Genomic DNA, 15,030 nt, shown 5'->3' on the forward strand with positions numbered 1-15,030 from the left:
TCTTGGCTACTTAGATGCGGCTCTCGTTGCTGCTCAGATGCGACTTTTTGCTGCTTAGATGCGGCGGCCGGTCGCGGCGTTGAACGCGTGGTGGGTGTTCGCGTGCGGGCGAACGTGCACGATCTCGGTCAGGCGCGGCGTGCGGCGCGGGTCGGCGCGGACCACGAACCGCTCGTCCTGGCCCTCGAGCGCCACGGTGCCGTGCACGTAGGCGTCCGAGCCGAGCTCCTCCACCAGGTCGACGGTGATCGGGATGCCACCGTCGTTCGGCCCGACCAGGTCCGTGTCCTCGGGCCGGAACCCGACGGTAACCCGCCCGTTGGCGCCGTCCGACTGCGCCGCCGCGATCTGCTCGCGGGACAGCGGCAGGATGACGTCGCCGAAGCGGCCGCCCTGGTCGGTAAGCGGCACGGTCTTGATGTTCATGGCCGGCGAGCCCATGAAGCCGGCGACGAAGACGTTGGCCGGCCGGTCGTACAGCGCCCGCGGCGAGTCGACCTGCTGCAGCACGCCGTCGAGCAGCACGGCGACCCGGTGGCCCATGGTCATGGCCTCGACCTGGTCGTGCGTGACGTACACGGTGGTGATGCCGAGCTTGGCCTGCAGCGTGGCGATCTGCGAACGGGTCTGCACACGCAGCTTCGCGTCGAGGTTCGACAGCGGCTCATCCATGAGGAAGACCTGCGGCTCACGCACGATGGCCCGGCCCATGGCGACACGCTGACGCTGACCACCGGAGAGCGCCTTCGGCTTACGCCCGAGGTAGTCCTCGAGCTGCAGCATCGCGGCCGCTTCCTTGACGCGCCGGTCGATCTCGGTCTTCGGCGTCTTCCGCAGCTTGAGCGCGAACGCCATGTTCTCGTACACCGTCATGTGCGGGTACAGCGCGTAGTTCTGGAACACCATGGCGATGTCCCGAGCCTTCGGCGGCAGATGCGTAACGTTACGATCGTTGATCAGAATGTCACCGGCGTCGACATCCTCGAGCCCCGCAAGCATGCGGAGCGAGGTCGACTTGCCACAACCGGACGGACCGACGAGCACCAGGAACTCGCCGTCCCCGATCTCGAGGTCAAGCTGGTCAACCGCGGGGCGAGGGGTGCCCGGGTAGATCCGCGACGCTTTCGCGTACGTGACCGTAGCCATAGGAGTAGCCACCTTCCACCGGCAGGAACGTGCCGGACGATCCGAGTAGAAGTTCTCTCCGCCCTGCAGCGTCGCAGAACACGGAGTGTTGCTCACCTTAGGCGCTGAACACCCCGCTGCCAAGGTCGACGTGGGGGTTGGTCCGGTTTTGACCGCCTTGGGCGGGCGGTATGTGGCGCGCGCGGCGCGGGGGCGACCAAGTAGGATCAGGGGCGTAGGCCGATGTGGCGCAATTGGTAGCGCACCCGACTTGTAATCGGAAGGTTGCGGGTTCAAGTCCCGCCGTCGGCTCTCCCGATCACGCCTCTGAGCTGCATCTCTTGCACAAGCTGCGGAGCCCGACCGGGTTCCCGTCGGCGTGCCGTGCTCATTCCGTGCTCGACGGATCGGTGCTACGAGCGAGGGTCCGACTTTGCTCGACCGAGCGCGATCACAGCCACATCTGCTGCCCAGCCAGGCTTGCCGCGCCCTGAGGCTTTTACCGCTGCAGCTCATGACGCGCGTTCCGCGTGCCGGCCTCGGGTCGAGTCACACTGCAACGGTTTCCTAATTCCGCTGGACCATAGTCTGGTTGCGGCGCGTCCTGCGTGTTTGTGACCATTGACCTCGGATTGTTGTCGCGCACGGCGCTTATGTGATCGATGACCATCGCGGTGCCGCCGTGGGTCAAGGCGTCCGAATACCGACGACCACGACGGGATGACTGCGGAACCCACCGCCAGGGTCGTGATGGGCGGACGCGAGCACCTCGAAAACCAGGATCAGGGGTCTCCGGTGGGGCGAGACCGTCCGCGGTGCAGCTGCGGACGGAACAATCTCGGCCAGAACACTGAACTCCGACACGCGAACACCAACGGGCGACGTCTGGCCGGTGCAAGAACGGAAGATCGTCCAGGCCACCGCGACCACGGCAACGTGGACGGGGATCGGTGTCACTGCCGGTCAGCATGCGCGTGACCGGTGTCGGGCTGGTATACGGCGCCTCGTCGGCATGATCGCGGAACGCAGCGGGTTGCTTCTCTAACCTGTCACAACGTCACCACCGTCAGGGGGCGCCCTGGTGGCTCCAGGGTCTACCGCGTCCGCAGCCTGCCGGACGGCGGCGATCCATAGATCATCGACCCACTCCAGATGGCGCGGTACGCGCATTGACGGCACAGAGGGCGCGCCGAGCCCCGCTCATGATGAACGTGTGCGGTGCCGGTGTTTTCGCGGTGCCTGTGGGCAGTGGCATAAACGCTGATGACACCCATAAACTGCAGCCTTCGGCTTGGCATCGATCTTGTAGTTTTCTACGTTCAACCCTGCTGCTGAGCGCCCGGATCTGCCAACCGCGGGGTGCCCACAGGAGCGAACGGGAGAACCCGGGTGGCTCACTGTGCGGTGTGGGCTCGATCTTGCGCCAACGGTTGGGTAGCATGCCGGACTGAAACTACATGGGTGTAGTTGTCCGGCGGTGCTGCAGTTTTACGAGCGGAAGGCCAGGCCATAGACATGACGCAGCGCAAGGCGGTTGTCCTACTCAGCGGCGGCTTGGACTCGGCAACCGTCTTGGCGATTGCCCGGCATGACGGCTTTGCCCTATATGCACTTAGCTTTCGGTACGGGCAGCGGCATACCGTCGAACTCCAGGCGGCGGAGCGGGTGGCTGCCGCGATGAGTGTCGAGCGCCACGTAGTGGCAAATATCGATCTTCGGGTTTTCGGTGGCTCCGCACTCACTGATGATGCGATTGCTGTGCCCCACCACGAGGACGTGGCGGAGTTGGGCAACGACGAAATTCCAGTGACGTACGTCCCGGCGCGCAACACGATCTTCCTGTCCTTCGCGCTGGCTTGGGCGGAGACTCTCGGCGCGTCTGATGTCTTCATCGGGGTGAACGCGTTGGACTACAGCGGCTACCCGGACTGCCGTCCGGAATACATCGAGGCGTACGAGCGGATGGCCAATCTGGCCACCAAGGCGGGGGTGGAAGGCAGTCAGCAGCTGAAGATCCATACGCCGTTGATCGAACTGACGAAGGCGGACACGATTCGCCGCGGGCTTGATCTAGGTGTCGACTATGCACTCACCCACAGTTGCTACGACCCGGTCGGTGAACGGGCTTGTGGGACTTGTGACTCGTGCCTGTTGCGCGGCCGAGGGTTCGCCGAGGTTGGCATGACCGACCCTGCCCTGATGTCGGCGCAGCACTGAGGGCAGCCGTGTATCGGATCAAGGAAATCTTCTACACCCTGCAGGGTGAGGGTAGCCATGCCGGGAGACCAGCGGTGTTCTGCCGGTTCACGTCCTGCAATCTGTGGACCGGTCGGAAGTCTGATCGACATCGTGCCGTCTGCCAGTTCTGCGACACCGATTTTGTCGGCACAGACGGTCCTGGTGGCGGCCGGTTCGAAACCGCTGTGGAACTGGCGATGGCGGTTGCCGAGGCCTGGCAGGGCCTTCCTCATGTGCGCAGTCGTCCCTATGTGGTGTGCACGGGAGGGGAGCCGCTGCTGCAACTGGACGCCCCCGCCGTCGCGGCGCTTCATGATGAGGGTTTCGAAGTTGCAGTGGAGACGAACGGTACGCTGCCAACTCCGGCCGGTCTCGATTGGATCTGCGTCAGTCCGAAGGCCAGCGCCGAGGTCGTCCTGACCGCAGGCGATGATCTCAAACTCGTCTACCCACAGCCCGGCGCACCTCCGGAGTGCTTTGAAGACATGGCTTTTACACATCTACGGTTGCAGCCTATGGATGGTCCCGACGTAGCGGCGAACACCCGCGCCGCCGTGGCGTACTGCCTCGCGCACCCTCAGTGGCAGTTGAGCTTGCAAACGCACAAGTACCTGGGGATCGCATGATGGAGATCTACCGGGAGTTCACATTTGAGGCGGCCCACCGACTGCCGCAAGTGCCTGAGGGGCACAAGTGCGCTCGGCTGCACGGACACTCATACCGGGTCCAGGTGCACGTGGTCGGCGCGGTCTATCCGACAAGCGGTTGGGTCATGGACTTCGGCGACATTAAGAAGGCGTTCCAGCCACTGCACGACCAACTGGACCACTACTACCTCAACGAGGTGCCCGGACTGGAGAACCCGACCAGCGAGAACCTGGCGCGGTGGGTCTGGCAACGGCTGATCGACCAGCTGCCGCTTTCGGCGATCACCGTACGCGAGACCTGCACCTCCGGCTGTGTGTATCGGGGTCAGGGGTGAGCGTCGGCAACGCCGCTGCGACGACACGGCCGGACGTGCCAGCGTCCCGCGCCGCGAGGGGGAATCGCCCGGAACGAGATCCATATAGCGGGTCGTCACAATGCTCTACTATCGACTGGACCCGTCTAGTGAATGACAACTCCGCGCAGCTGCAGGCCACCGCTGTCAGCACGACTCACACCGGGGCTCCGATCCATGTAGTCGTGACCTGCGCTAACCGTAAGACCGAGCAGGTGCCGGCGCGTCTGCGCCTGGCAGGACTGCGGGAGAGGCGTCCCGGCCACCGCTTTTCCGCGTGGACGTATCGCCTGGCGACAGCCGGCGCAGCGGCCCTACCGGCAACCAACCTCTATGCAGGTGAGCACTGGCAGATCGCGAAAACCCTTGCCCACCTGCTTCCGTCCCGCACGACCCACCTCTGGGTGTGCTCTGCGGGGTACGGCCTGATCCGCATCTCAGCAAACATCCAGCCGTACGCGGCGACCTTCGCGCTGGGCATGGCGGACTCGGTGGGTGAGGATCGCGCGAGCACCCGCGACTGGTGGAGGCGACTGACGGCATGGCCCGGGCCTGAACCCGGCCAACCGCGGTCGATCGCTGACCTCAGCCGGCGCGACCCCGACTCGACCATCATCGCGGTCCTGTCCGACGCCTATCAGCGAGCGTGCGCACCGGACATCGTCGACGCTGCCAACCACCTGCGGGACACTCAGCAGTTGAGCGTCCTCGGCCCGTCCAACGCCGACCTTGGTGATCTTGTAGTCCCAGTCTCCGCCCGGCTCCAGGCAACCTTCGGTGGCAGCCTGCTGTCACTCAACGTGCGCGCGGCGGCGTACCTGCTGCGGAGTTCCTCTCTCGGATCGGCTGGGCTGAACCGCAGCGAAATGCAGGACAGGCTGCAACACGCGACCGATGCCGTGTCCGCTGCCCCGTCGCGCCCTGCAGGACGACGACTTACCGATGAGCAGGTCCGCGCGTTCATCCGATCGCATTTGGCCGACGAGCTAGGCACCGCCACCGGACTGCTGCGGCGCCTCCGCAAAACAGGGCAATCCTGCGAGCAGGCCCGCTTCGGTCAACTCTTCGCGGAGGTTACGGCCAGCGTGGGGAGCGCCTGATGCCAGCAAAGACGTCTGTCGACTCTCTGACGCGTCGAGCTCTGTGCATCGCGCAGAGTTCCACCTACCCCCTGTACGTATTCACGCTACGGGCTGAGGAAGTCCTCCGCGTCGCGGACATCTCTCGAGTCAGCCGCGATCAGACCGGCAAGCTGATCGGTTACCAGCGTCCCGAGGTTCGTAAACACATCCAGGAGATCGTCGACTACCTCAACGCCGACGGAGCCGTCTTCCCTAACCCGATTATCATGGCCCTGTCCTCCAGGGTGCACTTCAAGAAGATTCGCGGGGATCGGCTGCCTGGCGACGAACTCGGCATCACCGGAACCCTCACGATTCCGCTGCCCCGAGCCGGACAGGCGAAGCCGGCGTGGATCGTCGACGGCCAGCAACGCGCGCTCGCCTTGTCGCGCATGCGCCAGAAGGATTTTCCCGTCCCGGTGACAGGCTTCGTTGCCGACGCGGTGAAGGTGCAACGTGATCAGTTTCTGCGGATCAACAACACCAAGCCACTGCCACGCGGACTGGTGACGGAACTCCTTCCGGAGGTTGACAGCCCGCTACCACCGAGACTGGCGATCCGCAGGGCACCGTCCGAGTTGTGCGACTTGCTTAACACGGACGAGCGTTCACCGCTGCGCGGCATGATCCGGCGGGCGTCCACCGCCAAGGCACACGCCGCCCATGCCGTCATCACTGACACCGGCATCGTTGAAATGATCAAGGAAAGTTTGACGTCCTCAGGCTGTCTGTTTCCCTACCGTGACGTCGGGCGCAACGAGACCGACTTCGACGGGATCTTGCATGCGCTCTACGCCTATTGGGCTGCTGTACGCGACACCTTCCCGGATGCCTGGGGCAAACCCGCCGACAAGAGCCGACTCATGCACGGCGCCGGCGTGCGTGCGATGGGCCGGCTCATGGACCGCATCCTGGGCATCGTCGATCCACGCGGAGAGGACGCACCGCAATTGATCCGCGAGCAACTCGCGCTGGTCGCTCCGTGCTGCCATTGGACGTCCGGAACATGGGAAGGCCTCAACATGCGCTGGAACGAGGTTGAGAACACCACCCGGGACGCAAATGCGTTGTCGAACTATCTCATCAGGGTGCATCGCAACGCCCAAGCGGGGCTGCGATGAAGTTCTTCTTCCCCGACAGCCAGGATCAGGTCGACCCGAGTTTTGACTTCGTGTCCGAGGAGCGCGATCCCTTCAGGGTTCGACAGCGCGACGACCTGTATGCCCACGAGGCGCTGACCCAGGCGCCGTTCGACGGTCTGCTGGTCTCGAAGTCCATCGTGGACGGACAGGCTGGCGGTGGAACCGGCAAATACACCGCTGCGCAGCGCCATCGGCTCTACCGGGAGGGAGCAGCCCGCTTCTTCCGGCTTGATCGGGGCCACACGCCGTTGGAGATCATCGGTGACTGCGGCGCCTTCTCGTATGTCGCTGAGGAGTTTCCGCCATACACCGTCGACGAGGTGATCGACTTCTACGACGGGTGCGGCTTCAACTACGGCATTGCGGTCGATCACATCATTCTCCAGTACGACCCGATCGCGACCCGAACCGATGACCGAGCCGCCGAATGGCTACGCCGTCAGGACATCACACTCGAACTGGCCCAGGACTTTTGGACACGCTGCATCGACCGGAAGGTCCGTTTCGCGCCGGTCGGTGTCGCCCAGGGCTGGAGTCCGGCCTCGTACGCCGACGCCGTCGTCGTCCTGCAGCGCATCGGCTATCGGCGTATCGCGCTAGGGGGGATGGTCCCGCTGAAAACCGTGGAAATCCTCGCCTGCCTGCGGGCGATCGACGACGTCCGCGACCCGAGCACACAACTGCATCTGCTCGGTGTCAGCCGATGCGACGACGTCCCCACCTTCGCGAGTCACGGCGTGACCAGTTTCGACAGCACATCGCCGTTCCGGCAGGCATTCAAGGACGATCGCGACAACTACTACACCGCTAGCCGAACCTACGTCGCGCTGCGCGTACCGCAGGTCGACGGCAACACCAAACTCAAAACTCGTATCCGGTCCGGCGAAATCAGCCAGGGCCAAGCGATGGCTCTTGAGCGGACAGCGTTGAGCCGCCTCCGTCAGTTCGATGCGAACGAGATCGATGTTGACCCCGTCGTCGACGCACTCCTTGAGTACAGCGCTCTGTGGGACGGCAAGACCGACCGTGGTGCCCAGTATCGCGCCACACTGTCAGACCGGCCGTGGCGAGACTGTCCGTGTGACCTCTGCACATCAGTCGGTATCGAGATCGTAATTTTTCGTGGCTCCGAACGAAATAAGCGGCGCGGCTTTCACAATTTATACGTCTTTGAACAACGGCTTCGCGAACAACGAGGAAGGAACACGGAGTGTCCACAACTAGGCGTTCTTCCCGCTCCAGCATCGCGGCAGGAGAACTCCGTCTTCCCGCCCTCGAAATCCAGCAAGGACATGGACGCCGTCTCTACACCTTCGCCATGGACGGCAAGTTAGTCCCGCAGATCGCCACAGTGTCCCGTGTCCGCCGTGACGTCGAGACGCAACTGCACGGATACCAGCGGCCAGAAGCCCTCGCGCACGTCGCGGCCATCCGCCGCTACATTGAGACGGACACCAGCCCGCTGCTGCCGAACTCGATCGTCATCGCCTTCGACGAACGTGTCCGCTTCGAGCCCGGACCAGGGGATGCGGGCAGCCCGACCTATGTCCGTAGCGGCACGCTCGTCATCCCAGTCGTCGATGGCCCGGAGCGCGACCGGCCCGGATTCATCGTCGACGGGCAGCAACGATGCGCCGCCATCCGGGATGCAAACGTGGACGCTTTTCCGGTCAGTATCAGCGCTTTCATCACCAGCGAGACATCGGACCAGCGCAGTCAGTTCATTCTGGTGAACTCGACAAAGGCGCTGCCCAAGGGCCTCATTCATGAGTTGCTGCCCGGCGCGTCTGGATCGTTACCTGTCCCACTCCGCGTGCGACAACTGCCGGCCACATTGCTCGAACGTTTGAACTTTGATAGCCGCTCACCACTGCATCACATGATCCAAACCCCGACGAATCCGAAAGGTGTGATCAAGGACAACTCCATCCTGCGCATGCTCGAAACCAGTCTGACGGATGGCGCCCTCTACAAGCTTCGCAACGACGAGGCACTGCCGAACAACGGGTTTATGCTGACTGTGCTCTTCAACTTCTGGACTGCAGTCCAGAAGGTATTTCCCGACGCCTGGGGCCTCCCGCCGCGCAAATCCCGACTCATGCACGGTGCCGGTATCATCAGCCTCGGCTATCTGATGGACGAGATCAGCCACAACCGCGACCGTGGTGACGGAATCGTCGAAGCCGACGACTTCGCCGTCCATCTCAAAGCCATCGCCGACGATTGTCACTGGACCTCGGGAGACTGGCATTTTGCGGACGGCGTCGTCCGCAAGTGGAACGACATCCAGAACACCCCCCGCGACATCCAACGGATCTCCAACTTTCTTCAGAACCGTTACCGCGCCGCGCGGTTGGCTCAAGCTGCCTAGGAAGTAGCCGCCTAGCCTGTGGAACCTACGCGACGACCACCCCTAGCCGTCGCGTAGGAACCGCATCAGCCGTCCGGGCAACCCGAAACCACCACATGCGGCGTGCTACACCAGATCGGCGCATACATTAACGTCGCGGTTGATGACTGTCGTCGCAGGTTGTCGGTACTCTGCCTGGGTGCGTCAAGCTCCTCCCTCGATCACGATGCCCATCGGCCAGTTTGTAGTCCATCCGAACGTGCCTGGCGTTGGAAGAGTCGGTGCCGATCGCGGCGAGGACCTGCGAGTCGACGCCTTCGATTCCATCGCGACGCCGATCGCACAGTCCTGGTGGGTTCCAACTCGTGAATGTCGAGCAGTGCTGTTGCTGCCGCAGACGAGGGTCTACTGGCAAGATCCCGACACGGGGCGATGGAGGGCTGGCCGCATCCTCGGGGGCGGCCCCGACGTGTACTTCGTGCGTCTTCCAAACAAGGACATCGACTACCAGGTCCCGCGTGAACACCTCCGGGTACGGTGGGACAAACCGATCACCTCTCCCGTTGAGGTGCTCGCCGCCGGCGTTAACGAATCGCCATACTTCCGCGACGCCCGGCTGCCCATGCTCGGAAGCCTGATCGAACAACGCGCCACTTGCGCCAACCTGCCTGCGCTGCTGTCGGCGGCGATCGAAATCTATCCGCATCAGGTGCAGGCCGCCCTGACCGTGCTCAGCGACCCGGTCCAGCGATATTTGCTGGCCGATGAGGTGGGCCTCGGGAAGACCATCGAAGCGGGACTCGTCATCCGTCAGCGCATGCTCGACCAGCCCGACTGTCGAGTCGTCGTACTCGCCCCGGACATGCTGCGCCACCAATGGGACCGCGAACTACGCGGCAAGTTCTTCATCGACGACTTCCCGTCTGCGACGCTGAAGATCACGCGCCACGAGACACCGGGGCGGTGGACTGAATACCACGGGTTCGACCTGGTCGTGGTCGACGAGGCACATCGGTTGACCGACGCCGCCGAGCCGAGCCTGTCGCCATATCGGGAACTTGCCCAACTGGCACACTCGACGCCACGGCTGCTGCTTCTGTCGGCAACGCCGTCCACATCCAGACCGCAAGCGCATCTGGGCTTGCTGCACCTGCTGGATCCCGTCCTCTACCGCTGGGACGACTACCCGCAATTCGTCCAGCGGTTCGGTACGCGACGGGTCCTTGCCAATGCCGTCTTCGGACTGGACGCTGACTTCGAGCCGCTGCTGCCCGGCGCCGTTGCAGAAATCTCGGATCTCATTCCTGGCGACACTGCATTCCACGCGCTTTCCGCAGAGGTTCTGGACCTCTTGACGCCCGATGGCGACTTAGTACAAGAGGATCAGCGAGAGCGCCTACGCACGAGGGTCGACGCCCTTCGCGCGCACATCAGTGAGACGTACCGCTTGCACCGACGCATGATCCGCCATCGACGACACAACGTCCTGGCAGCAGCGGACGACGACCATGCTGACGCGTTGCCGTTCGAGGTTACCGGCCGGCAACGTCCCTCGATGCTGAATATCCGAGTTGGCGAGGTGGAGCGGGCAGGAGAACTGCTCCTGGCCTGGCAACAGGACGTCGCGCGCTGGCTGCTTGACCACGAGGCCGACGAACGCGCCGGGGCCTACGGACTTGCCCTTGCGGTCCTGGCCTCGCGCAGCGATGGCCTCTCCGAGGACATGCGCGATGCCATGCGATGGCGCGTCCACCACGACGACATGGCTGCGCAGCGTGCTGGCTTAACCGACCAGGAACGCAACCTCCTCACCGCCCCTGACCTCCTGCCGGCGGATGAGTCCGCCCTGCGGAAGCTCAGCGAGGACCCCGGCGGCCGCGACTTCGACGCCCGCTTCCTCGCTCGCGCACTCGCCCAGCACAAACGAGTCGTGGTGTTCTGCGGTGCCGGGAGCCTTGCTTTCCTACTGTCCGACGCTCTGGCGTCTCTCGGGCGAGTGAGCGTCGTAGAGCATACGCACAGTCAGGGAGCGGCCGCGAGCGCGGTCGCCGTGGAACGCTGGCTCGCCGACGGCGGTGTGCTCATCGCCGACGACAGTGCCGAAGACGGCGTGAATCTCCAAGAGGCTGACGCTGTCATCCACATGCGGTTGCCATGGTCGCCGAACCGTTGCGAGCAACGACTAGGTCGCGCCGACCGGTTCGCCGGCGCGTTCGGCGGCGGCGCCCGAGCCGCCACGCAGTACGTCATCGCCGCCGGGCACGTCGAAAATTCCTTCGCCGCTGCATGGGCGTCCCTACTCACGGATGCGGTTAGGATCTTCGACGAGTCGGTGTCTGCGTTGCAGGACATCCTCGACCGGTTGACGACCGACATCTGGGAAGTCGCCCTGCGTGAAGGACCGGAGGCGATGCTCGCCTCCAGTAACGCGGTTACTGGAGCGCTTCAGCAGGAGCGCCGCGAAATCGACGGGATGGACACCCTGGAGGCTGTGCACGAAGGGACGCTCGGCCGGGTCGTCGCTGAGGCGATCACCGCGACAGAGATGCGCTGGGGCGCACACGAACGGGCGATGCGCTCGTACGCAGGTAGTGAGGCGGGCGGACTTCGTTTCGCCGTTCACCCCGACGGAGCGACCCGGCACATCATGCGGTTCGAGCGAGCCCGAGCCGATCCTCTAGTATCGCCACGGCTGCTCGCCCTGTCCGGCCGCACGGTCTCACCCAGTGCGATGCGCGGGACCTTCAACCGCAACACAGCACTGCGCGTATCCGGAACGCCGCTGTTTCGGCTCGGGAACCCGTTCGTCGATCTGCTTGCGACCGTGATCGCAGTCGACGACCGCGGGCAAGCTTGTGTGCTCTGGCGACCTGGTATGCGCAGGCGTGACCTCGTTGCATACTTCGGCTTCGACTTCCTTGTGGAGGCTGGCATTGACGCAGCGCTTGATCTCGTCGGTGACGAACTTGACGCCCGGCAGGCGTTGAGACGTCAGGCTGACACAATCCTCCCGCCACTGATCCACCGGCTTTGGCTGCCCGCGGAAACCGACCGGGCCGTCGAGGACCTCCAACTGCTGCGATGGCTGGAGGCACCGTACTCGCCTGTTCGTGGCGACCTCAACCTCAATGACGAGCGCATATCCCGCCTCTGGAGCCATTTCGGCGACACGGAGGGCCTGGGCGCAGCCGCCCGGCGCGCTGAGCGCAGCGCCCGTGACGAGTTGATCCGCTCAGCGCAACTGGTGCAGCGAGCGGAACGCGCTCAGCAGGAGGCCGGCCGCGCGCTCTCCATTCGCAGGGCACAGGCACAGGCACGACAGCACGCCGGGCAGTTGCTATCCGACACGCAGAGCTACCTGAATGACGTTCAGGTCGAGGCCGCTCTGATCGATGCCCTGAGCCGACCGGACATCCGGCTGATGGCGGTGACCTGTGTGGTGGGCGGCGAACTTGGGGCGGCATCGGGTGGAAGCTGACGGCTGGGCCGAGGCTCAGGAACTGTGGAAGACCTGGCCCGACGTGCCCGCGGATTTACCCGTCTCCGGTATCTGCGGCCGCCTCCGGGACGCACTCGTTGGCCTGAACGGCAAGACAGCGGGCTGGCGCGATGTGGCGGCACTCACCCGCCAGGTGCTGCTCGAGAACGAGGCGCGTCACGGCGGCAGTTGGCCCCTCGCCGTCCCCGACGGCAGAGGGCTGCCGAGCCGCAGGCAATGGGAACAACTGGGCTGCGAAGCGCTGTCCACCGCTGACGGTTTCTCGGTCACGGCACGGGTCTGGTATCCGCCTACGGGAGCCGTCGCGTCGGATGATGCCGCCGCAACGGAGGTGCAGGAGGTGTACGCCGGCCGCTCGGATCGCACGATGACGCACCTCGCCGATCCGTTCTGGAGTCGTGGACTGGGCAAGGACTTCCGGCAGTACACGTCGCTCGGGCAGCGGCAGGCCGCTCGCACTGTGGTCACCGCCCCGCCTGGCAGCACGACGATCGTGTGCCTGCCTACCGGCCAGGGTAAGACGGAGGTGGCCTGGGCTGCTGTGCTACCAGCGACCCGGCAACGCGGAGTGGCTGTTGTCGTGGTGCCAACGGTTGTCCTGGCGATGGACATGGAACGCCGGCTACGTGGCCTGGTCACGTCGCTCGGCGAGTCGCAGAGCCCCAGCGGGTGCTACTCCTACACCAGCGGAACCCCTGAGGATGTCAAGCAGGCCATCCGACGCGACATCCGAGACGGCCGGCAACGCGTCGTCATCGCCGCTCCAGAAGCGGTGCTAACCGGCCTCAGCCAGGCGCTTGACGACGCTGCGCGCCAGGGCTACTTGACGCATCTGATTATCGATGAGGCCCATCTGGTCGAGCAGTGGGGCAACGAGTTCCGTCCAGAGTTCCAAGCGATGAGCGGCCAGCGCCGATCTTGGCTTGCTCTTGCGCCGACGAGCCGCCAGCCCGTCACGGTGGCCATGAGCGCCACCCTCACAGAACAGCAGATCCAGACGCTGAAGGAACTGTTCGGGCAGCCCGGCCGGACCGAGTTGGTCTGGGCATCGCAGACCCGCCGCGAGCCGTCGTATTTTGTGGACCGCTTCACGACGGCACAGGATCGCAACGCCGCGGTGTTGCATGCGGTGAGCAACCTCCCAAGGCCGTTGGTCCTATACACGTCGTTGAAGGCTGATGCACGCCGGTGGGCCCGACAGCTCCGGGAAGCGGGCCTCCTTCGCGTAGCAGAGGTCACCGGCGATCTGAACGATGTCCAGCGTCGCGCAGCCGTGATGGGCTGGCGCGGTGAGGATCGTGATGGCCGACCGGTTCCTACTGAGCACGACGTGGTCGTCGGCACCTCAGCATTCGGTCTCGGCCTGGACATGTCCAACGTCCGCAGCGTCGTCCACGCGTGCTTGCCCGAGACGATCGACCGCTACTACCAGGAGGTCGGGCGCAGCGGACGCGACGGTCGTCCCTCGGTGGTGTACCTGACAATCGCCCCGGGCGACGACGCCACGGCCGTAAAGCTCAACCGCGACATCGTTATCAGCGTCAAGAAGGGTTGGGACCGATGGCGAACCATGTATCGATCCGCCCGCGATCTCGGTGATGGCAGGTACGAGACAAGTCTGGATACGTTCCCGTCGCACCTGCTCGATGAGTCGGAGCAGAATCGTCAGTGGAACGTCCGCACGTTGAACCTGATGGCGCGCGCACGTTTGATCACTCGCGAGGAACCACAGCCGCCGACCCGGCGGGCAGATGAGTCGGAACCTGAATGGCAGACGCATCTCGATCAGTACTTCGCGGCCCTCGACGCTCGCGTTGTCTTCAAGCTGCGAGACGGCGAGGCGAACGACGAGTCGTATTGGGGCCAAGCGTTCGAGGCGCAACGAACGTTGGTTGGCAGGCAGCAGACCGCCGCCCTCGACCAACTTCGAGCATTGGTCCGAGGTGACCGGTGCGTTGGGGACATCCTCGGCGACTACTACCGGACGCCGTGGCGGGGCGGCGTTCTGTCCACGGCGGTGAACTGCCGTGGTTGTCCGCAATGCCGGCAGCATCCTGACGACCGCAGCGGCACGGCCCTCTATCGAGACGGCGGTGAACCACATCCTGCGGTCGCTCAGTGGCACGAATCGGGTGATCCGCTCGCGGTTGCACGTGGCGCCCGCCAGTGGGTGAGCATCTGGTGGCGTGACCCGGTTTCTCGGGACGACCTTCTTCCCGAACTGCTGTCGCAGTATGCCCGTCGAGGCTTAGGCGTGCTTGCCGGCCCAGGAGTGACCGCTGCACTGGCGAGCCGGGTGCAGCGCGACGCCTGGCCGAAGCCCGTGATCGTAGACCACGATGACGACCTCACCGATTCCTTCTCAGGACCGCTCGTCTGGGTCGCCGATGATTCTGCCGCGCTGCCATCCGTCATCCGTGCACGTCTGCAGGATCGGGTGCCAACCTATCTGATCCATCCCCGCGATCTCGCTGATCCTGAACGACCCCACGTCGTCTTGCGGCATACCTGCGATGCCTCGCTGTCGCTTGAGACCGCCCTAGGAGCGCTGTGAC

10 protein-coding genes and 1 tRNA gene are annotated in these 15,030 nt (G+C 64.4%); 10 read left to right on the forward strand and 1 reads right to left on the reverse strand.

The genetic code is table 11. The features are described 5' to 3' along the window. Nucleotides 1-54: 54 nt before the first annotated feature. Nucleotides 55-1,146 (reverse strand): ABC transporter ATP-binding protein, encoded by a 1,092-nt coding sequence (locus Dvina_RS01685; RefSeq protein ID WP_223100616.1) that lies wholly within the window; start codon nt 1,144-1,146, stop codon nt 55-57. A gap of 218 nt (nt 1,147-1,364) precedes the next feature. Between Dvina_RS01685 and Dvina_RS01690 the strand changes: the two genes are divergently transcribed. The 10 genes from Dvina_RS01690 to dpdF all read left to right on the forward strand — a co-directional run bounded on the left by Dvina_RS01690 (nt 1,365) and on the right by dpdF (nt 15,029). Continuing rightward, nucleotides 1,365-1,437: transfer RNA gene (locus tag Dvina_RS01690), tRNA-Thr, on the forward strand. 1,203 nt (nt 1,438-2,640) lie between these two features. Further along, entirely contained in the window at nt 2,641-3,342 is a 702-nt protein-coding gene (gene queC / locus Dvina_RS01695; protein ID WP_223100617.1) for a 7-cyano-7-deazaguanine synthase QueC, read from the forward strand. 8 nt (nt 3,343-3,350) lie between these two features. Next, the gene (gene queE / locus Dvina_RS01700; RefSeq protein ID WP_246655955.1) at nt 3,351-3,989 is read left to right on the forward strand and encodes a 7-carboxy-7-deazaguanine synthase; all 639 of its coding nucleotides are present in this window, start codon (nt 3,351-3,353) and stop codon (nt 3,987-3,989) included. Further along, nucleotides 3,986-4,345 carry a 6-carboxytetrahydropterin synthase QueD gene (gene queD, locus Dvina_RS01705; protein WP_223100618.1) on the forward strand — a complete coding sequence of 120 codons (360 nt, stop codon included), beginning with the start codon at nt 3,986-3,988 and terminating at the stop codon, nt 4,343-4,345. Before queE ends, queD begins: the two co-directional genes overlap by 4 nt. A 128-nt stretch (nt 4,346-4,473) precedes the next feature. Continuing rightward, nucleotides 4,474-5,463 (forward strand): hypothetical protein, encoded by a 990-nt coding sequence (locus Dvina_RS01710; RefSeq protein WP_246655956.1) that lies wholly within the window; start codon nt 4,474-4,476, stop codon nt 5,461-5,463. Continuing rightward, on the forward strand, nt 5,463-6,605 hold the full coding sequence (gene dbpB, locus Dvina_RS01715) for a DGQHR domain-containing protein DpdB (RefSeq protein ID WP_246655957.1): 1,143 nt from the start codon (nt 5,463-5,465) through the stop codon (nt 6,603-6,605). The genes Dvina_RS01710 and dbpB (Dvina_RS01715) overlap by 1 nt, the downstream gene beginning before the upstream one ends. After that, complete coding sequence (dpdA, locus tag Dvina_RS01720; RefSeq protein WP_246655958.1) at nt 6,602-7,960, forward strand: tRNA-guanine transglycosylase DpdA; 1,359 nt, start codon at nt 6,602-6,604, stop codon at nt 7,958-7,960. Before dbpB (Dvina_RS01715) ends, dpdA begins: the two co-directional genes overlap by 4 nt. Continuing rightward, a complete protein-coding gene (gene dbpB / locus Dvina_RS01725; protein ID WP_246655959.1) occupies nt 7,945-8,997 on the forward strand; it encodes a DGQHR domain-containing protein DpdB in 1,053 nt (350 codons plus the stop codon). Before dpdA ends, dbpB (Dvina_RS01725) begins: the two co-directional genes overlap by 16 nt. 178 nt (nt 8,998-9,175) lie before the next feature. Beyond that, the gene (gene dpdE, locus Dvina_RS01730) at nt 9,176-12,454 is read left to right on the forward strand and encodes a protein DpdE (protein ID WP_246655960.1); all 3,279 of its coding nucleotides are present in this window, start codon (nt 9,176-9,178) and stop codon (nt 12,452-12,454) included. Further along, complete coding sequence (gene dpdF / locus Dvina_RS01735; protein WP_223100620.1) at nt 12,444-15,029, forward strand: protein DpdF; 2,586 nt, start codon at nt 12,444-12,446, stop codon at nt 15,027-15,029. Before dpdE ends, dpdF begins: the two co-directional genes overlap by 11 nt. Nucleotide 15,030: the final 1 nt, after the last annotated feature.

It is taken from the genome of Dactylosporangium vinaceum (genome assembly GCF_019904175.1).
In the GTDB taxonomy this organism is placed as follows: domain Bacteria; phylum Actinomycetota; class Actinomycetes; order Mycobacteriales; family Micromonosporaceae; genus Dactylosporangium; species Dactylosporangium vinaceum.

Coding starts and splice junctions, on each gene's coding strand:
- dpdA (WP_246655958.1), top strand. CDS start 6,602: ATGAAGTTCTTCTTCCCCGACAGCCAGGATCAGGTCGACCCGAGTTTT.
- dbpB (WP_246655959.1), top strand. CDS start 7,945: ATGGACGGCAAGTTAGTCCCGCAGATCGCCACAGTGTCCCGTGTCCGC.
- dbpB (WP_246655957.1), top strand. CDS start 5,463: ATGCCAGCAAAGACGTCTGTCGACTCTCTGACGCGTCGAGCTCTGTGC.
- queC (WP_223100617.1), top strand. CDS start 2,641: ATGACGCAGCGCAAGGCGGTTGTCCTACTCAGCGGCGGCTTGGACTCG.
- Dvina_RS01685 (WP_223100616.1), bottom strand. CDS start 1,146: ATGGCTACGGTCACGTACGCGAAAGCGTCGCGGATCTACCCGGGCACC.
- queD (WP_223100618.1), top strand. CDS start 3,986: ATGATGGAGATCTACCGGGAGTTCACATTTGAGGCGGCCCACCGACTG.